We start from the raw sequence: 19,773 nt of genomic DNA, 5'->3' as shown, positions 1-19,773 counted from the left end.
AAATCCCAATGAGTTGTTCTCTAGGCCCGCGTGAACACTATGAATACATTAGAAAAAATACAAAAAAATCTAGAAAATTTCAGCAAATCGGAACGTAAAGTCGCCGAAGTGATTATGGCTTCCCCACAAACCGCCATCCACTCCAGCATTGCGACGCTGGCCAAAATGGCCGACGTTAGTGAACCGACAGTGAATCGCTTTTGTCGTCGACTCGACACCAAAGGTTTCCCTGATTTTAAATTACATTTAGCACAAAGCTTGGCGAATGGGACACCTTACGTGAATCGCAACGTGGAAGAAGACGATGGTCCCGATGCGTATACCCATAAGATTTTCGAATCGACCATGGCCTGTTTGGATGTTGCCAAAAATAGTCTCGACCCAATGCAAATTAACCGAGCGGTTGACCTATTAACACAAGCCAAGCGCATTTCGTTTTTTGGTTTAGGCGCATCCTCTTCCGTCGCACGTGATGCACAAAACAAATTCATTCGTTTTAATATTCCGATCTCTTGTTTTGAAGATATTGTTATGCAACGGATGAGCTGCATTAACTGTACCGACAATGATGTGATCGTGTTGATTTCTCATACCGGACGAACAAAAAGCCAAGTTGAAATCGCTAATCTTGCACGAGAAAATGGCGCAACCGTTATTGCTATTACCGCAAAAGACTCGCCGTTAGATAAAGCGAGCTCTTTATCGATTTGTCTTGATGTCCCTGAAGATACCGATGTTTACATGCCGATGGCGAGTCGAGTTGTGCAGATGACGGTGATTGATGTGTTAGCGACCGGTTTCACTTTGCGCCGAGGTTCTGGTTTTAGAGAAAACCTCAAACGCGTTAAAGACGTGTTAAAAGACTCTCGCTACGATAAATTATCGCAGTTTTAATTCTTTTTTCTCTCCCCCAACCGAAAAAGAGAATGGAGCTATTCATGGCTATAAGATGAATAGCTCCATTCTCTTTCTACTTTTTTAGCTTCCTTGTTCACTTCCTTCGACAAGGCGAGAATTATAAATCCACTGCAATCTTTTCTCGCTAACCAAAGGCGGGATAATATTCTGCGTTTCTGATTGAGAACATGAACAAACTTGCCGTAAAATATACACTAATCTCTCATGAGTTAACGGAAGTGGGTTGCCTTTAATCGCTTGTGACCGCAGCGCATCCGTAGCGACTTGCTCGAAAGAAGTAGTGCATACCCCAAATTGACTCAAGGACGGAAGTTGTAACTTGTCGAGCATCATCTGCACCCAAAGAATACTATCATCGATGTTGACATTTTTACGCTTCGTCAGTAATTGCGCAATTCGGTAATAACGCTGCAATACTTCCGTACGTTGGGCCTTTTTGGCCGCATGAATATTCTCTCGCATTACATACGGGGCAAGACGAGCGGTGATCACGCTGTGCGGTGCGTCGAGCTTACCTCCCAACGCAGAGGCCAATCCATGCGCAGCCCCCAACTTAGCGTTAGTGATTGCCATTCCACCCAACATGGCCGCAAAGGATAAATCCTCACGAGCAGGTTTATCATCCAAACAACACGCAGCAAGCGTTGAACGTGATAAACGGCGCAATCCCTCTTCACAGATCATATCCGTTAAAGGATTAGGCTCACCGCAAACATAAGCCTCCATGAGATGAGTAAAAGCGTCCATTGCACCACGGCCAGATGTATAACGATCGGTGCCATACGTTAAACTCGGATCGATAATCGCCACGGCGGCCAGCATATCAGGGCTACGTAAACTCACTTTGACTTTATCTTGCCCTGATTTTAACACTGCGTTTTTCGTGACTTCCGAGCCCGTACTGGCGGTGGTTGGAATCGCAATAAATGGCAATGGCTTAGCTTTGAGTGGCACATTACGACCGACGACTTCAACATAGTCATACACATTTCCTTGATTAGGAATAATCGCCGCTAAAGCCTTTCCCATGTCTAAAACACTACCGCCTCCGATAGCCACCACCACCTGTGGCTGAAAGCGTCGCCCAACGATAGCCGCTTCTTCGACCATAGTAATATTGGGCTCACCATCAATAGCAACGTGCTGATAGGGCATTTTTTGCTGTTGTAAATAATCACTGATCACTTGAGCACGTTGCACATTTTTACCTGATACCAGTAGCACACTGTAACCATATTGATTGATCAGCGATAACGAGTTTTGCAGTGCACCCGCACCGAATACAATTCGATTCGATGTTATAAACTGGAACATGTGCCCTCCACCCAATCACTCTAACAACATTTAGTGTGCTTCTCTTTGTAAAATTTTTTTTTGACTCAGTGCAACCTGTTGCTAAATAACTCAAACTTCATCTCAGACTATGCACGACATCACAATAGATAGTATAAGCATCGCTGCTTTATTTAACTTGGGCATAAATTATCCAATCAATTTTACCTATTAAAACAACTGGTAAATGACGCTTTATTTCCTAATTCGAATCGGGCATAGTGACGCAAACGAAACAGAGGAGAAAGTGATGTTCGTAGTGATTTTTGGCCGCCCGGCTTGCCCATATTGTGTCCGTGCAAAAGAGCACGCAGAAACCTTAAAAGCGAAACGCGATGACTTCAATTACCGTTATGTTGATATTCATGAAGAAGGCATTACTAAAGCTGATCTAGAAAAAACCGTTGGCAAGCCTGTTGAAACAGTGCCACAAATTTTTATTGATCAACAACATATTGGCGGCTGCACTGAATTTGAAGCCTATGCAAAAGAGCATTTAGGTCTATTTGACGAATAAGCTTTCGACACACCATTTTTAATCTTAGTCAACCCGCTGATGTTTCGCGGGTTTTTTAATAACTTATTTATTAAAAAATGACCTTGCCCTGAAAAAATTCACTTATCTTTTTGCCTATTTACGATACAATCGTCACAATTTAATCATCCTCCTCTTGCATGCCAATATTGAGCTAAATTGTGAATATCGACGTCGTACTGTTGTTAGAACAAAACCCTATCTTATTGATCTTCGTTGTCCTCGCCATTGGCTTGGCATTTGGCAAAATTCGCTTTGGTAGTTTGCAATTAGGCAACTCGATTGGCGTGCTGATCACCTCTCTTGTTATGGGGCACTTGGGCTTTTCATTTAATGCCGAAGCGTTAACGATTGGCTTTATGCTGTTCATTTATTGTGTAGGAATTGAAGCGGGGCCAAACTTCTTTGGTATCTTCTTTCGTGATGGTAAGCATTATTTAATTTTAAGCCTAGTTGTGTTAGTTACTGCCACCAGTTTAACCTATTCCGCCAGCCATTTTTTTAATCTCGATTATGGCTTAGCGGCAGGGATGATGGCCGGAGCGTTAACGTCGACTCCTGTCTTGGTTGGTGCACAAGATGCCCTAAACTCTGGTCTCGCCAGTATTCCCCGTAATATGGATCTGACCTTGATTTTAGAAAATGTCTCAGTTGGCTATGCGATGGCCTATCTGATTGGCCTGATCAGTATGATCATGTTTGCGAAGTTACTGCCTAAGTTACAAAAACAAAATCTCTCTGATTCAGCGCAACAAATTGCTCAAGAACGGGGAATTGGCGGCAGCGGACAACGCAAGGTCTATTTGCCGATCATTCGTGCTTATCGGGTTGGCCCAGAACTAACCAATTGGATTGATGGCAGAAATTTACGAGAGCTTGGTATCTATCGTCAAACTGGATGTTATATCGAGCGTATTCGTCGCAATGGTATTCTTGCCCACCCTGATGGTGATGCTATTTTGCAAGAAGGTGATGAAATTGCTTTAGTCGGTTTTCCAGACAGTCATGCACGCCTCGATCCGAGCTTTCGTAATGGTAAAGAAGTGTTTGATAGAAACTTACTTGACCTACGGATCACTGAAGAAGAAATTGTCGTCAAAAGTGACAGTATTGCTGGAAAAAGGTTGTCTGATTTAAACCTCTCAGAATATGGCTGTTTCTTGAACCGCGTGGTGCGTGCGCAAATTGAAATGCCGATGGATCTCGATATTGTGCTGGCGAAAGGCGATGTACTTCAGGTCAGTGGAGAAAAAAGTCGTGTTAAAGGGCTAGCCGAACGAATCGGTTTTATCTCTATTCATAGTCAGATGGCCGATCTCATGGCTTTTTGTAGCTTTTTCATTTTAGGGATTCTCTTTGGCTTAATTACCATGACCTTTGGTCAAGTCTCCTTTAGTCTGGGCAATGCCGTCGGCCTACTTTTGTCCGGTATCTCGCTTGGTTTTTTACGAGCCAACCATCCAACCTTTGGTTATGTCCCGCAAGGTGCATTAAACATGGTCAAAGATCTAGGACTGATGATATTTATGGTCGGTATCGGCTTAAGCGCCGGTGGACGGATGTTTGAACACTTAACCGAGGTTGGTCCGCAAGTGATTGGCTTAGCGTTTATCGTGAGTGTTGTCCCTGTGGTCTTTGCTTATCTGGTCGGGGCGTACCTATTAAAAATGAATCGCGCTTTACTTTTTGGAGCGATCATTGGTGCTCGTACCTGTGCTCCGGCAATGGATATCGTGAATGATTATGCCAAATCGACCATTCCAGCGCTTGGCTATGCGGGAACTTACGCCATTGCCAATATTTTGATGACGCTTGCTGGTACTATCTTAATTATTCTCAACTAAGCAATTCCTCAGGGAATATTCTTGATAGAGATAACCACTAAAGAAAAAGGCGCATAAAGCGCCTTTTTTACTCTTTGATAAGACATCGATTAAATGTCAATCACATCAAATTCAACCTCTGGGCTGACATCGGCATCGTAATCAACCCCCTCAACACCAAAGCCAAACAGCTTAAGGAACTCTTCTTTATAGAGTTCATAATCTGTTAACGTCTTGAGATTTTCAGTCGTGATTTGTGGCCATAACTCACGGCAGTGCTGTTGAATATCTTCACGCAACTCCCAATCATCAAGACGCAGACGGTTATGAGCGTCCGTTTCCGGTGCAGAGCCATCATTTTTATACAAACGCTGGCTGAACAAACGATAGATTTGCTCCATACATCCTTCGTGGATGCCTTCTTCACGCATTTTCTTAAAGACCATTGCGATGTATAACGGCATGACAGGAATCGCCGAGCTAGCTTGAGTGACAACCGACTTTAACACGGCCACATTAGCGCTACCTTGCTTGGCGGCTAATTTTTCATTTAATGCTTGTGCAGCGCGATCTAAATCCATCTTCGCACGACCCAATGCACCATCCCAATAAATTGGCCACGTTAGCTCAGTACCGATGTAGCTATAAGCAACGGTTTTACAACCATCCGCTAAAACGCCCGCATCATCGAGGGCCTGCATCCATAACTCCCAATCTTGACCGCCCATTACCGTGATGGTGTCATTGATTTCTTGTTCAGTGGCAGGTTCAACGCTGGCTTCGATAATGATGTCTTTATTGGTATCAACGGCAGTAGCGGTGTAAGTTTCACCGATTGGTTTCAGGGCTGAACGAACCACTTCACCGCTATCTGGCATCTTACGAACCGGAGAAGCCAATGAATAAACCACTAAATCAATTTGACCTAGGTCTTGTTTGATCAACTCAATGGCTTTTTGCTTAGCTTGATCAGAAAAGGCGTCACCATTGAGGCTCTTAGCGTATAAACCTTCTTGGTGAGCTAACTTATCAAACGCCGCGGCATTGTAAAATCCAGCGGTTCCGGTTTTCTTTTCCGTACCCGGTTTTTCAAAAAAGACGCCAATCGTTGCAGCACCACCAGCAAAGGCGGCAGCAATACGTGAAGATAAGCCGTAGCCACTAGATGAGCCAACGACCAACACACGTTTTGGTGCATTCTTAATCGGGCCTTGTGCTTTAGTATAAGCAATTTGTTCTTTTACGTTCGCTTCACAGCCCACTGGATGAGTGGTTGTGCAAATGAATCCACGAATTTTAGGTTTGATGATCATATTCAACTTCCTTCAAAAATCTCGGTTAGGATAAAAGTTTCAGCGCCACTTCGCATCTTATTTCTGCCCAAAAGCACCTTTTTACGGAGTGGTTGGAGCTGTTCTTAACCTAAATGGTTCAGGATCATCCTATCTTAAACACACAAGACAAGACCAATCACAAAAAATTAGCGCTACTGTACCATTAACAGCAAAAAAATAAGGCCTCAAAAGAGGCCTTACAACATTAGCAAATTAAATAGGATGAGTTACGCCACATTATTCAATTTTGGTGGATTAACGTTGTGAGTGCGCACTTCGCTTAAATCATGACTGAAATGGTCCACTTGAATCGCTTTCGAGCGCAGTTTGTCTGCAGCTAAAATCGCTTCAACTTCATTGTCAGTCAAAACACCAGCCGCTTTCGCTTGAGCAAGACGCTCGACCAAAGGTCCTTTACGAGCCACCTTACCTTCTTTCACCGCTTTATTCATTTGTCGCTCCAACCCTTTCACACTATACATAGCAAGGAAGGCACTCTCCATTAAACCTACACTATCATCTTCATCTTTACCGATGTAACACAAATGGGTTAGGCGATCACGATGCGCTCCTGGCGTCATTAGACTTTCAGCAATCTTGACGGTAAGTGTATCGCTAGGCGCTTGGTAGTGATTGCCTAGTGGGAATATTAATCCTTTCAATAATCCACCGACCGCTTTAATCGGATAATTACGATAAGTATCACTCAGAGCTTTAGCTGCACGATGTAAACAATGTTGCATTGCGTAGTGCACATAATCGAGATCCGTTTGTTGACGGCCTTCATCTTCGTAACGCTTCAATACCGCTGACCCCATATAAAGGAAGCTCAGCGCATCCCCCAAACGCGCAGAGATCATCTCTTTACGTTTCAACTCACCGCCCAAGGTCAACATAGCAAAGTCGGCGCTAACCGCTAAGGCACGGCTTAAACGGGTCATTTCTTTATAATACCCTTGGGTCGGCCCACTCATCTCTGCTTTGATGAATCGCGAACCCGTCAGAGCAGCACCAAAAGCACCAAAGGTATTTTTGACTGCATGACCAATGTGTTTAAACAATAACTTATCAAAATCTTTCGCGGCTTGTTCGCTATCTGGGTTAGCAGCCGCTTCCATTTCTTTGAGAACATAAGGATGACAACGCGTCGCACCTTGACCAAAGATCATCAGATTACGGGTCAGGATATTGGCCCCTTCCACCGTAATCGCAACGGGAACACCGAGGTAATGGGTCGATAGGTAATTCATAGGCCCATCTTGAATCGCACGTCCTGAATGAATATCCATTGAATCGTTTAAGATGGTTCGCGCCATTTCTGTCATATGGTATTTAGCAATCGCGGTAATGATCCCTGGGCGCTCTTTCATATCGAGAGAAGTTGTCGTCAACGTCCGCGTTGCTTCGAGTAGGTAAGTCAAACCACCAATTCGACCGAGCGCTTCTGCAACACCTTCAAACTTACCGATCGACATACCAAACTGCTTACGAACATAAGCATAAGCTCCTGTGGTGCGAGAGGTGAGATGACCAATCGCCGTGCCGAGAGCCGGTAAAGAAATACCCCGCCCAGCAGAAAGACACTCAACCAGCATGCGCCAGCCTTTACCAGCATAGTCCACGCCACCAATCAGCCATTCCATCGGAATAAAGACATCATTACCACGAGTTGGTCCGTTCATAAACGCTAAACCGAGCGGGTCATGACGCTCACCAATTTCAACACCGGTATGGTTGGCAGGAATTAAAGCACAGGTGATACCGAGTTCTTTTTTATCGCCAAGCAATCCATCCGGATCATTCAATTTAAACGCTAAACCAAGTACGGTCGCCACTGGTGCTAGTGTGATATAACGTTTGTTCCAACTTAAACGAATACCTAAGACTTCCTTACCTTCATGCTTGCCATAACACACGACACCTTGATCAGGAATACCACCAGCATCTGAACCCGCTTCTGGGCCAGTTAATGCAAAACAAGGAATATCCGTACCATCAGCTAAACGTGGCAGCCAATAATCTTTCTGCTCTTGAGTACCATAATGAGAAAGCAGTTCACCTGGGCCTAGAGAGTTAGGCACCATGACGGTAACGGCAGCACTGATACTGCGCGTCGCAATGCGTGATACGATGGTTGAATTGGCCAGCGCCGAGAATTCACGACCACCATATTCTTTAGAAATGATTAATGAGAAGAAGCGCTCTTTACGCAGATAATCCCATACCTCTTTGGGTAGGTCACGATCGTGTTTGATGATTTTATGGTCATCAATCATACCGAGTAGCGTTTCAAGCTCATTATCCATGAAGGATTGCTCTTCCGCCGTGAGAGTTGGCTTAGGATAATGATGTAGCGTCGTAAAGTTAGGCTTACCAGAGAACAACTCTCCATCCCACCATACACTTCCCGCTTCCATGGCTTCTTTTTCGGTTGCAGACAACGGAGGCAACACTTGTTTGAAGAGTTTGAAAGCTGGGTCACTAATCCATTTTCTTCTTAGAGAGCTCATAATTCCGATCCTTTTGTTCACTGGTTAAGATTTATACTTATTATGGTTTCGTTTAGTTCAATTACTTGGCTGCTACTCCAGCAGCTAAATAAGGAATAATCTGGTCGATCATCGAGTTAGCATCCACTTTAGTCGCAAAATCATTTTCAGCAATTTGCGCTAAGGCTTGACTGGATGCCATGGTAAAAACGCAGGTCCCAAGCGTGAAATGCAACCGCCAAAACAACGTTTCACGAGTTAAGTTGGGGTTTGCTTTCATGACCGACTGAGTAAATAGGCTGAGGACTTCGTCATAACGAGTGGTAATAAACCAGCGTAAATGCCCTTGTACATCGGTATAACCGCGGCCAATCAACAGCATGAAGCGACTGGTACCATTTGGACGTATTTGATTTAACGCTTTTAAAGGTCCACGTAGCGATTCAAACACCTCTTCCATGCTGTAACTTTCTTGCTCATTCAACGCCATCAATGACTGTTTAACGGCCGGCATAAATGCTTCCAAGTAACGATTCAGTACTGCACGTACCAAGGTTTTTTTATCACCAAAGTGATAATTCACCGACGCCAGATTGACGTTAGCTTTGCTAGTGATCGTGCGAAGAGACGTATCATTAAAACCATGCTCAGCAAATAGCCCTTCTGCTACATCGAGTATTTTTTCTTTGGTACTGCTCTTTGGGGCCATTTCAATCATCCGTATCAAACAACTGTTTGAAATATACCTTTGAAACACCAGATTAACAAGCAATTAACATCACACTTTTAAAACATGGTCGGACCAGATATTTTCGACGCGAGACAAAATCAATCTGTCATCCACATCATCCCGCACTCTTAGGCTCTTAAAGGGGAGCAAAGAGAAATAATCATTTTTTTTGATCATTTTTCTATTATTTGGGAACTCTTTGTTATTCATCCAGTCTGACTTAGTGTAGTTGGTAGAGCATTCAGAGTTTTACGGCCGTCGAACTTTCTTGGTCACTGGCAACTACACGATACCGATACGACTTGAAGATTGAGCGAACACTGTCGATGCTTCAAGTAGCAAGGTAAATGCTGCTTTTTCCTTATTAACTCCTATGTTTGTATCCGCCCAGTTCGTTATTGTTCTGGGCTTTTTTTTGCTCCCCATACCGCTAATGACTAAGAAAGCGTATAATGCTCGGCTAACCTTGTTGACCCCCATAAATTCATGAAGCTCTCTCATAGCCCAATCACCCAGCATCGCTTTCAAGGTGTGGATTTCTATTTAAAACGTGATGATAAATTGCATCCACAATTTTGCGGCAATAAAGCGCGTAAATTTCTTGGTCTACTCGAATTGGAAGCACCAGAGATCACCACTTTAATTAGCTATGGATCCGTGCAAGCCAATTCTTTGTATTCACTGGCAGGACTCGCGGCGATTCGTGGTTGGAAATTAGAATATTATGTTCATCGGATCCCTAAGTGGCTGCAACAACGGCCAATCGGTAACTATCGGGCAGCGCTCGAACTGGGTGCGCAAGTGATGACGACGGAATCAGCCGTGATCAATCATCCACACGATCATATCGTGCAAGTTCGTCAGCCTGATGAGCACTGCCTATTTATCGAAGAAGGAGGGCGCTCTCCTTTGGCTGAGTATGGCGTTAAGCAACTCGCTCTTGAGTTACTCGAATGGATCCAACAGCAGCCAAAACAGCACTGGATTATTGCTTTACCGTCAGGCACCGGAGCAACCTCGCTCTACCTGCAAAAGGCACTGCAACCTCATGATATCCAAGTGATTACTTGTCCTTGTGTCGGTGGCGCGGATTATTTACGCCAGCAATGGCAACAACTCGCAGATACGCTTTATCCAACGATTATCGAACTTTCGCATAAACATCACTTTGGTCATTTATATCGCGAGGATTATCAAATTTGGCAGCAGCTCTATGAGCAAACTCATGTTGAGTTTGATTTGCTGTACGACCCATTAATGTGGCGCTGTTTACTTGATTGGCTACCTAAGCAGCAACCATGTTCGTTGATCTATATTCACCAAGGCGGGTTGTTAGGTAATGAAAGTATGTTGCCCCGTTATCAACGTTTGTGTGGGGAGTAAAGGCTGTGCGAAAAAGCACGCACCAGCACTTTACTGTATCATGTATTTTATTATGCAATGATCGCTAATAAGAAGAGGCTATCAGGACGCTTATCTCAGTCAATTAAGTTGCTAATCTATCTTGTGGTTTGACTTTTGGTAAGCCAATCGAAATTAACGTCGTCAGTAACAAGAAAGTAAAAGAAACCCATAAGCACGCGGCTAATCCCCACTCTTGAAATACCCAACCAGATAAAATGGTGCCAATCAAACGCCCCATCGCATTAGCCATGTAGTAAAAACCAACATCCAATGACACGCCATCTCCCTTGGCATAGCTGACAATTAAATAAGAGTGCAAGGAGGAGTTAACCGCAAAAATCGCACCAAAAAGTAATAACCCACCGATGATCACCACTTGTGGATGCCATTGGGCCTGAATACTGTAAGCAATCACTCCGGTTACGAAAGCCAATAAAGCAGCCCACCCCATGGCAGAACGACCATCCGGCACTTGACCAGAAGCACTACCGGTGATTTTCGGCGCAACCCCTTGGATAACACCGTAGCCAATTACCCACAACGCCAAAAAACCACCAACAGTACTGTGCTCCCAACCAAATACACTGCCAAGATAAATTGGTAAAGCGATTACAAACCAAACATCACGCGCACCAAATAAGAACATCCGCGCCGCCGATAAAATATTCACGCTACGTGATTTGGAAAAAATTTCTGAAAATTTGGGTTTATTTTTGGCTTTGCCAATATCGGCTTGTAGACTAACAATACTGCCAACAAAGACGACCAATAATACGCCAGCCATCGCCAGCACTGCGTATTGAAAACCGATCAGCGAGAGCAAGACGCCACCAAGGAAAAAACCAGCGCCTTTCAACGCATTTTTTGACCCAGTCAAAATAGCTATCCATTTATACAACGCCCCTTGTGCATCATCTGGCAGCAACGTTTTAATCGCACTTTTCGCGCTCATTTTATTGAGATCTTTGGCAATACCAGAGAGCGCTTGTGCTGCCATCACTAATGGGATCGTCAACCACGCGGTAGGTACGGCTAACATTAATAACGCGATGATTTGCATACCTAAGCCAATATTCATGGTGCGATTTAAGCCAAGCCTTGCACCAAGCCAGCCACCAACCAAGTTAGTCACTACACCAAAAAATTCATAGAATAAAAATAACGACGCGATCGCTAACGTGGAGTAACCTAAATCATAAAAATACAGCACCACCAACATACGCAATGCGCCATCGGTAATGGTAAAATTCCAGTAATTGAACGTCACGAGCATGTATTGACGAACACTGTTATTGAATTGAGACAACATGGATGATCACTCTTTTGCAAAAGAGCTGCATCAATGCAGCTCTTACTAGGGGTTATTGACCAACAAACTGATGAATATAATCGACCTGATCCGCTTTAGTGAAAGCGCCTGGACGTAGGGCCTGAACCTTGGCAATGATCGTTTCCAGTGGCCAGCCCTTCTCAAGCAAAACATGAGCAGCTAATAATCCCGTACGACCCGATCCCCCCATGCAGTGCAACGCCACTTTATCACCATGACCTAAGGCTTTATGTACTAAAGGCGCAATGTGTTGCCAGCGAGCGTGGAACACTTCATCGGGCGCACAATCATCAGCGATTGGGGCATGCAACCAAAGCAGTCCGGCTTTCTCTACCTCTTCTGGCAATTGGCCAACACCATGTTCTTGCATCTCTTGTTGGCTCAGCGCCGTCACCACGACCGTGACCCCCTGTGCTTTTAATTGCGCAATACTTTCGATCAGCGCCGTTTGTTTTGTGCCCGGACAAGGCGTGAGGATCAACCCAGCTTGATCGGTAATCGACAGTTCCCAAGTTGGATGTGTCATTGTCTTTTCCTTATACTGAGCCAACGTTACGCACCAGTTCAGCGGTACGCGTTGCGTAGCCCATTTCGTTATCGTACCAAGCGTAAATTTTCACCATCCGTTTACCCACCACCATGGTTGATAAAGCATCAACAATCGTTGAACGCTGATCACCTTTATAATCAATCGACACCAACGGGCGCGCTTCAAAACCTAGAATGCCTTGCAGTTCATTCTCTGAGGCCACTTTAAGTAAAGCGTTGACCTCTTCAACGGTGGTATCACGTTTAACATCAAAAATAATATCGGTCAGTGACGCATTAGCCAGTGGTACACGTACCGCATGACCATTAATTTTATCCTTCAAATCTGGAAATATTTCGACAATCGCGGTTGCTGAGCCAGTCGTTGTTGGGATAAGGCTCATCCCACACGCACGAGCGCGGCGCAGATCTTTATGCGGCGCATCTAAAATAGTTTGCGTGTTGGTTAAGTTATGAATCGTCGTGAATGATGATTGTTCGATGCCTAATGTTTCATGAATTACTTTCACAATCGGCGCAATGCAGTTGGTCGTGCACGATGCCGCCGTAACAATTCGGTGTTGGTCTGGGTTAAAAATATGATCGTTAACACCGACGACAATGTTCGCTACACCCAGCTCTTTTACTGGAGCGGAAACCACCACACGCTTGACGCCTTGAGCGAGATACAGATTAAGTAACTCCGTTTTACGATGTTTACCCGTCGCTTCAATCACCACATCACAACCTGACCAATCTACGGCATCGATGGCTTTTTGTTGGGAGGTTTGAATTTTATGTTGACCAATAATGATACTATCACCATCAGCCAAGACGGGGTGATGCCAACGACCTTGTACAGAGTCAAACTCTAACAAATGAGCCAACGTTGCCGCATCGCCAGCCACATCATTGATCTGCACAAATTCCAGCTCTGGCCAATCATAAGCCGCACGCAATGCCAAGCGGCCAATACGGCCAAATCCGTTAATTCCAACTTTAATCGTCATGATTTATTTCCTTAATAATGATCCGTTCATCCCTGTAACTTGAAAGCCCTTCAAGCCACAAGAATTAATTAAGCACAACATGTTGGCCGCGATTTCATCGCTGCCAATCGCGCAATATCAAGCTGATATTCAGTTCGTAAACACTGAGAGTCGACTAAGCCTTGGATCTGTTTTCTCATCCAGCCAGGTAGCTGATCAGATAAACGATAAAATACCCACTGACCTTGACGGACATCGACAACAACGCCACTCGCTCTTAATAAAGCAAGATGACGCGATATTTTGGGTTGGCTCTCTTCTAATGCCGCGGTTAACTCCGCGACGCAGAGGTTCTGTTCACGAGCAATCATTAATAGACAGCGTACCCGAGTTTCATCAGCCAATAGTTTGAAAAATTGATGAGGCAACATAATCTTATAACCTTATGTGGATATGCGAATATATTAAATTCAATATCATCCCTGTCAATCCTCAACCAACGATTGTCATGAAATTTTCATATTCAAAAAGATCATCTTGGTAATGCCATTAGAACGTCATACTACCGTGCTAGCCTACGCTAACGAGTTGAAAGACTCGCTTCTAACCCCCTATCCGATCCCTACGCTGTCACATGATTGTCATATAACTTCCATTTTACTGTCATACAAACCACCCAAAATCCGTTTTAGTTAAACCAAACACAGCCGCAACTTGAAAGGCATGATGCCAAAGCGGTTAACAACGTGAATGAACGAGGGAAATACTATGAAGTTTGGACGCAACGCGCTATTGCTTGCCTCAACCATCGCCACGGCTATCTCAGCACCTGCAATGGCTCGTGAAACTATCCAAATTGCTGGCTCATCGACGGTGCTGCCATTTTCATCAATCGTTGCTGAAGAGTTTGGGCAAACTTTTGCTCAATTTAATACACCGATTGTTGGATCAGGTGGCTCAGGCGGCGGCCTTCGCCAGTTTTGTCAAGGCGTTGGTGTCAACACCATTGATATTGCTAACTCTTCTCGTGCTATTCGTCCCAATGAGCTTGCCAACTGTAAAGCCAACGGCGTGAATGAAGTCATCGAAGTGAAAATCGGTTACGACGGTATTGTCTTTGCTTCACGCACAGACAGTGGCAGTTTTGCACTAAAACCTGAACACGTCTTTAAAGCAGGTGCAGCGCAAATTCCTCAAAACGGTAAAATGGTTAATAACCCTTACACCAACTGGAAACAGATTGATCCTTCACTACCGGATCAAGATATCTTATTGGTGATCCCTGGCTCTAACCACGGCACGCGTGAAGTGTATGAAGAAAAAGTGGTCCACCCGGGTTGTGCAACGTTTGCTGAAGTCAAAGCCATGGATAGCAAAGCCAAAGAAAATTTCTGTAACGCGATTCGTACCGATGGACGCGTAGTGGAAGTCGCTGGCGACTATACAGAAACACTGGCTCGTCTCGATGCACAGCGTAACGCATTAGGTGTATTTGGCCTCAGCTTCTATGACCAAAACCGTGACCGCTTAAAAGTAGCAACGGTCGATGGTGTCACTCCAAGTTTAGAGACTATTTCAACGGGTGAATATCCGGTATCTCGTCCTTTATTCTTCTATATCAAAAATGCCCACGTTGGTGTTGTCCCTGGCCTACTTGAATACGCTCAATTCTTCGTCAACGAGCAGATTGGTGGCATGGGTAGCCCATTAGAAGAAGCTGGCCTAATCCCAATGGATGACGCTGAACGCGCGCAAGTTTCAAACGATATTCGCAACCGTAAGACTTTATAAATAAAGTAATAATTCAGTAAGAGGGGCATTAACGTCTCTCTTACTATTGCTTTTAAAAGGTAATCACAATTATGAATAATATGATGCTAATGGTGGTACTACTGGCAGTCATGGCTCTGGCTTATCAGCTCGGGCTAGTGCGCAGTAAAAGAGTGGCATCAACCAGCAGCGGGCAGACTCAACGCCTGCATTCTCGTCCAGTTTATCACGGTGTATTGACCCTACTTTGGGCAGTCGTACCCGCTTTTTTAGTGTTTATTTTATGGACGATATTTTCCCCTAATTTCATTCAAAACTTAGTGCTCAGCAGTATCCCCAGTGAGTTTCAACCCGCTACCGCCGATCACGCTCGCGTATTGATGAACCAATTGAATAACTTAGTCAGCGGCTTTGCCGTAGTGAGTGAATTCAGTGATTATCAAATCGCGGCGGCGGAATACCTACAACAAGTACAATTTACGAGTCACGTTATCTTAAGTAGCTTAATGGCAACGTTAGCTGCGACGGGCGTCGTCTTTAGTACCCGTCGTATTCGTCCCGATCTGCGAGCTCGTAACCACGTTGAACGTGCGTTGCACATCGTACTTATTCTCTGTTCTGGTGTAGCCATTCTGACGACGATCGGCATTGTGCTATCAATGCTAGGTGAAGCCTTTCGCTTTTTTAGCTTTGTCGACCCACTCGATTTCTTTTTTGGTACGACATGGAATCCGCGCTTCTCAACCGTAGGCACCAGCGGCCAAAGTGGTTTTGGTATGCTGCCGCTGTTAGCGGGAACGTTCATGATTGCGCTTATCGCTCTTGCCGTCGCCATTCCAGTCGGTTTGATGGCAGCGATCTACTTAGCCGAGTATGCCCCAAGTCGAGTTCGCTCTGTGGCGAAACCGATTATCGAAGTACTGGCAGGGATCCCAACGATTGTCTATGGCTTCTTTGCCTTGATCACCGTCGGCCCTTTTCTGAGTGGAATAGGCGAAGTATTGAATATTGATATTCGTGCCACGTCAGCCCTAACAGCAGGGGTCGTGATGGGGTTAATGATCATCCCGTTCATCTCTTCTCTTTCGGATGACATCCTCACCCAAGTTCCTAAAGCCTTGCGAGATGGCTCGCTGGGTCTAGGAGCGACAAAATCAGAAACAATACGTAAAGTCGTTCTGCCCGCAGCATTACCGGGCATTACCGGAGCGGTACTACTCGCCGCCAGCCGTGCGATTGGCGAAACCATGATTGTCGTTTTGGCTGCGGGCAATAGCCCGGTCTTAACGGCCAATCCTTTTGAAGCTGTATCGACGATGACCGTGACAATCGTCAATCAGTTAACCGGCGATCTGGATTTCTCTAGCCCGCAATCACTGGTGGCCTTTGCCTTAGGGTTAACGCTGTTTGTGATTACCCTATTTCTTAACGTCATTGCGTTAGTCATCGTACGTAAATACCGCGAACAATATGAGTAATTTCATGGACAGTATTATGCCAACTTCAACTCAATCAATGAGTGATACGAATAAGCAACGTGAAAAAACGCAACTGCGTATTGCAAAATCACTCAAAAAACGCCATGCCAGTGAACGTCGTTTTAAAGCGTTTGGCATCGGAGCTGTTGGCTTAGCCCTCAGCTTTGTATTGATTCTGTTTGTTTCCGTTTTTTCCAAAGGTATTCCTGCTTTTTGGCAAGCAACGGTAAGTTTGAACGTTTATTTCGATCCTGAGATCATCAATATTGAGCCGAAACCCGTTCAGCTCAGTGGCGAGTCCGCGGGTGAATTTCAACAACGGATGCTCGCTTGGCAAGGTCAAGTGGGGATGGTCAATTTCAACCGAATTATCGTCAATAGTTTAGCCAAAGAAATACCCGAAGCGCCCCGCTATCAACGTGATGCTTTACGCTTAATCACCAGTGGTGAACGTTTCGCACTGCGCGACATGTTAGTCAATGACCCGTCATTGATCGGTAAAACGCTACGCTTAGATTTATTAGCCGATGCGAATGTCGATGTGTGGTTAAAAGGCAATATTGATCGCGATTTACCCGACTCACGCCAGCAATTAAGCGCGCGTACTCGTGCTTGGGCAGATGAACTGGCAGACCGTGGGGTGATTCAAAATAAATTCAGCACCGCTCTATTTATGAATGTCGACTCACGCAGCTCTTTAGCTTCTGCAGGCTTAGCTGGTGCGTTTATGGGTTCGGTGTTTATGATGCTGATTGTTATGATACTCGCGGTACCCATTGGGGTGGCTTCCGCCATTTATTTGGAAGAGTTTGCACCGAAAAATAAGCTGACGGATTTTATTGAAGTAAACATTAATAACCTCGCCGCCGTGCCTTCGATTGTGTTTGGTCTACTCGGTGCATCGGTGTTTATTTTATGGTTTAAACTGCCGTTATCCGCACCGTTTGTTGGCGGTTTAGTGTTAACCCTGATGACACTGCCAACGGTGATTATTGCGACTCGTTCAACCTTAAAAGCGATTCCGCCATCGATCCGTCAAGCAGCACTCGGTATTGGCGCATCAAAAACTCAAGCGGTATTTCACCACGTGCTGCCGCTGGCTCTTCCTGGCATTTTGACCGGTGCGATTTTAGGTATCGCACAAGCATTGGGCGAAACCGCACCGCTGTTATTAATCGGTATGAGCTCGTTTGTTGCCAGTATTCCAAGTACGCCGATGGATCAGTCAACCGCTTTGCCAGTGCAAATTTTCTTATGGCAAGGTAATGAACTCCGTAACTTCTTTGAAGCAAGAACCTCTGCTGCAATCATCGTATTGCTAGCATTAATGATCAGTCTGAATGCGTTGGCCATCTGGTTACGTCGACGCTTTGAAACACGGTGGTAACCCAACATGATAAGTGAAGCAGTAATGAATAAACAGCCGATGATTAACCCTGATATTGTGCGTAAAGCATCGTCATCCACTGCGGTAAAAAGTACCAAAATGGCCGCCCGTGATGTCAAAGTGTTTTACGGTGAATCACAAGCCTTGCATGGCATCAACATGGATATTGTAGAAAATGAAGTCGTCGCTTTTATCGGTCCTTCCGGCTGTGGCAAATCGACCTTTCTACGTTGTTTAAATCGCATGAATGACACCATTGATAGCGCACGCGTTGAAGGGTCCGTCACCTTGGATGGGCAAGATATCTATCACCCTAACCTTGATGTCGTACAACTTCGTGCTCAAGTGGGTATGGTATTTCAAAAACCCAACCCGTTTCCTAAGTCTATCTATGAGAACATCGCTTACGGACCTCGTTTGCATGGCTTAGTGGATAATAAAGCCGATCTAGAAGAAATTGTCGAAAACAGTTTGCGTCGAGCGGGGCTGTGGAATGAAGTCAAAGATCGCCTTTCTGCTCCGGGGACAGGGCTGTCTGGTGGTCAACAACAGCGCCTTTGTATTGCACGCGCGATTGCCGTCAATCCTGAAGTTATCTTAATGGATGAGCCTTGTTCGGCACTCGACCCTATTGCGACCTCAATTATTGAAGACTTGATTGATGAACTGAAAGGCAGCTACACCATCGCGATGGTCACGCACAATATGCAACAAGCCGCTCGCGTCTCGGATAAAACCGCATTTTTCCATATGGGAAATCTCGTCGAGCTTAATGATACACGAGAAATATTCACCAATCCGCGTGATAGTCGTACGGAAGATTACATCACGGGTCGCTTTGGTTAATTTACAATTTTTCAGGAGAGATTTATGCCAACTCATCGTATTGATGGGCACACCTCACACAGTTACAACAGCGAATTGCGCTCGATTGTCGATTCTGTGGTTAATATGGGCGACTTAGTGATAGAACAGGTTCGCCACGCACTCAATGCCTTCATGACTGGTGATACTCGACTCGCTAAACAGGTAATAGAAAATGATCATCAGATCAACCTGCTCGAGCTAAATATCGACCAAAAATGTGTGGATATTCTCGTTAAACGTCAACCAGCAGCGCGAGATTTACGAGCAATTTTTTCCATCATGAAGGCAATAATGGACTTAGAACGGATTGGTGATCAATCAAAACGCATTGCCAACGCCGTATTGCGTTTAAAAGATCAGCATCCAGGAAAGAAAAATTACTTTGATGGTATCGAACTGCAAGAAGATGAGTTCGAACAAATCAACGCTCACGTGATTAATATGCTACAAAAATCCATGGATGCGTTTCATGATATGAATGCCGAAGCGGCCTTAGAAGCCGCAATGTTGGATAAGCATATTGATAACAGTTATAGCGAGATTTTACGCCAAAACAACCAAAATATGCTGCTTAACTGTACTCATTTCCAAACTATCTTAGAGATCACTTGGATAGGCCGTGCCGTTGAACGAATTGGCGATCATGCGCGCAACGTTTGTGAGTACACCATCTATTTTGTCAAAGGTTTAGATGTCCGCCATAAGACCGACCAAGAGATGGCTGAACTACTGGCTAAAAAGTATTAGTTCTCTCTAACTCGACGAACGCACTCAATCTCTATCGAATCGAGATTCAGTGCTCTGAGAAAAACAGCCATTTCTATACCGAGATGGCTGTTTTTTATTGAGGGAATAATCC

17 protein-coding genes are annotated in these 19,773 nt (G+C 44.8%); 9 read left to right on the top strand and 8 right to left on the bottom strand.

The features are described from left to right. The first annotated feature begins 39 nt into the window (after positions 1-39). Positions 40-894 (top strand): MurR/RpiR family transcriptional regulator, encoded by an 855-nt coding sequence (locus tag AACS00_RS05050; RefSeq protein WP_004395036.1) that lies wholly within the window; start codon positions 40-42, stop codon positions 892-894. An 84-nt stretch (positions 895-978) separates the two neighbouring features. Here the strand turns inward: AACS00_RS05050 and AACS00_RS05045 are convergent, their stop codons facing one another. After that, positions 979-2,232, bottom strand: a complete 1,254-nt coding sequence (locus tag AACS00_RS05045) for an iron-containing alcohol dehydrogenase (RefSeq protein WP_110166692.1) — start codon at positions 2,230-2,232, stop codon at positions 979-981. 268 nt (positions 2,233-2,500) lie between these two features. On the opposite strand from AACS00_RS05045, the gene AACS00_RS05040 reads away from it, so the two are divergent. Next, positions 2,501-2,767 carry a GrxA family glutaredoxin gene (locus tag AACS00_RS05040; RefSeq protein WP_072669623.1) on the top strand — a complete coding sequence of 89 codons (267 nt, stop codon included), beginning with the start codon at positions 2,501-2,503 and terminating at the stop codon, positions 2,765-2,767. Between the two features lie 179 nt (positions 2,768-2,946). Continuing rightward, on the top strand, positions 2,947-4,629 hold the full coding sequence (locus tag AACS00_RS05035) for an aspartate:alanine antiporter (RefSeq protein ID WP_072669624.1): 1,683 nt from the start codon (positions 2,947-2,949) through the stop codon (positions 4,627-4,629). Positions 4,630-4,718: 89 nt separating this feature from the next. Here AACS00_RS05035 and fabV read toward each other — a convergent pair whose 3' ends face one another. The 3 genes from fabV to AACS00_RS05020 all read right to left on the bottom strand — a co-directional run bounded on the left by fabV (position 4,719) and on the right by AACS00_RS05020 (position 9,140). Beyond that, the gene (fabV, locus tag AACS00_RS05030; RefSeq protein WP_072669625.1) at positions 4,719-5,921 is read right to left on the bottom strand and encodes an enoyl-ACP reductase FabV; all 1,203 of its coding nucleotides are present in this window, start codon (positions 5,919-5,921) and stop codon (positions 4,719-4,721) included. A 248-nt stretch (positions 5,922-6,169) separates the two neighbouring features. Continuing rightward, entirely contained in the window at positions 6,170-8,452 is a 2,283-nt protein-coding gene (locus tag AACS00_RS05025; RefSeq protein WP_110166691.1) for an acyl-CoA dehydrogenase, read from the bottom strand. Between the two features lie 61 nt (positions 8,453-8,513). Further along, on the bottom strand, positions 8,514-9,140 hold the full coding sequence (locus AACS00_RS05020) for a TetR/AcrR family transcriptional regulator (protein ID WP_181397466.1): 627 nt from the start codon (positions 9,138-9,140) through the stop codon (positions 8,514-8,516). 507 nt (positions 9,141-9,647) lie between these two features. Between AACS00_RS05020 and AACS00_RS05015 the strand changes: the two genes are divergently transcribed. After that, on the top strand, positions 9,648-10,544 hold the full coding sequence (locus tag AACS00_RS05015) for a pyridoxal-phosphate dependent enzyme (protein ID WP_110166689.1): 897 nt from the start codon (positions 9,648-9,650) through the stop codon (positions 10,542-10,544). 103 nt (positions 10,545-10,647) lie between these two features. Here AACS00_RS05015 and arsJ read toward each other — a convergent pair whose 3' ends face one another. From arsJ to AACS00_RS04995, 4 genes are all read right to left on the bottom strand, one after another. After that, positions 10,648-11,874, bottom strand: a complete 1,227-nt coding sequence (gene arsJ, locus AACS00_RS05010; RefSeq protein ID WP_110166688.1) for an organoarsenical effux MFS transporter ArsJ — start codon at positions 11,872-11,874, stop codon at positions 10,648-10,650. 52 nt (positions 11,875-11,926) lie between these two features. Further along, positions 11,927-12,421 carry a cyclin-dependent kinase inhibitor 3 family protein gene (locus AACS00_RS05005; protein WP_110166687.1) on the bottom strand — a complete coding sequence of 165 codons (495 nt, stop codon included), beginning with the start codon at positions 12,419-12,421 and terminating at the stop codon, positions 11,927-11,929. Positions 12,422-12,431: 10 nt separating this feature from the next. Next, complete coding sequence (locus tag AACS00_RS05000; protein ID WP_110166686.1) at positions 12,432-13,433, bottom strand: ArsJ-associated glyceraldehyde-3-phosphate dehydrogenase; 1,002 nt, start codon at positions 13,431-13,433, stop codon at positions 12,432-12,434. A 68-nt stretch (positions 13,434-13,501) separates the two neighbouring features. Next, entirely contained in the window at positions 13,502-13,843 is a 342-nt protein-coding gene (locus AACS00_RS04995) for a metalloregulator ArsR/SmtB family transcription factor (RefSeq protein ID WP_110166685.1), read from the bottom strand. Positions 13,844-14,180: 337 nt separating this feature from the next. On the opposite strand from AACS00_RS04995, the gene AACS00_RS04990 reads away from it, so the two are divergent. The 5 genes from AACS00_RS04990 to phoU all read left to right on the top strand — a co-directional run bounded on the left by AACS00_RS04990 (position 14,181) and on the right by phoU (position 19,661). Beyond that, complete coding sequence (locus AACS00_RS04990; protein WP_072669632.1) at positions 14,181-15,203, top strand: substrate-binding domain-containing protein; 1,023 nt, start codon at positions 14,181-14,183, stop codon at positions 15,201-15,203. Positions 15,204-15,274: 71 nt separating this feature from the next. Next, the gene (pstC, locus tag AACS00_RS04985; protein WP_110166684.1) at positions 15,275-16,660 is read left to right on the top strand and encodes a phosphate ABC transporter permease subunit PstC; all 1,386 of its coding nucleotides are present in this window, start codon (positions 15,275-15,277) and stop codon (positions 16,658-16,660) included. A gap of 4 nt (positions 16,661-16,664) precedes the next feature. Continuing rightward, positions 16,665-18,047, top strand: coding sequence for a phosphate ABC transporter permease PstA (gene pstA / locus AACS00_RS04980; RefSeq protein WP_258306837.1), 1,383 nt, complete (start codon positions 16,665-16,667; stop codon positions 18,045-18,047). A gap of 24 nt (positions 18,048-18,071) precedes the next feature. After that, complete coding sequence (pstB, locus tag AACS00_RS04975; protein ID WP_219968395.1) at positions 18,072-18,893, top strand: phosphate ABC transporter ATP-binding protein PstB; 822 nt, start codon at positions 18,072-18,074, stop codon at positions 18,891-18,893. 24 nt (positions 18,894-18,917) lie between these two features. Further along, positions 18,918-19,661, top strand: coding sequence for a phosphate signaling complex protein PhoU (gene phoU / locus AACS00_RS04970; RefSeq protein WP_072669635.1), 744 nt, complete (start codon positions 18,918-18,920; stop codon positions 19,659-19,661). The last annotated feature ends 112 nt before the right edge of the window (positions 19,662-19,773 follow it).

The organism is Vibrio sp. 11986-1-5, assembly GCF_963878025.1.
GTDB lineage: Bacteria > Pseudomonadota > Gammaproteobacteria > Enterobacterales > Vibrionaceae > Vibrio > Vibrio injensis.
This window is presented reverse-complemented; position numbering and strand designations above follow the sequence as displayed.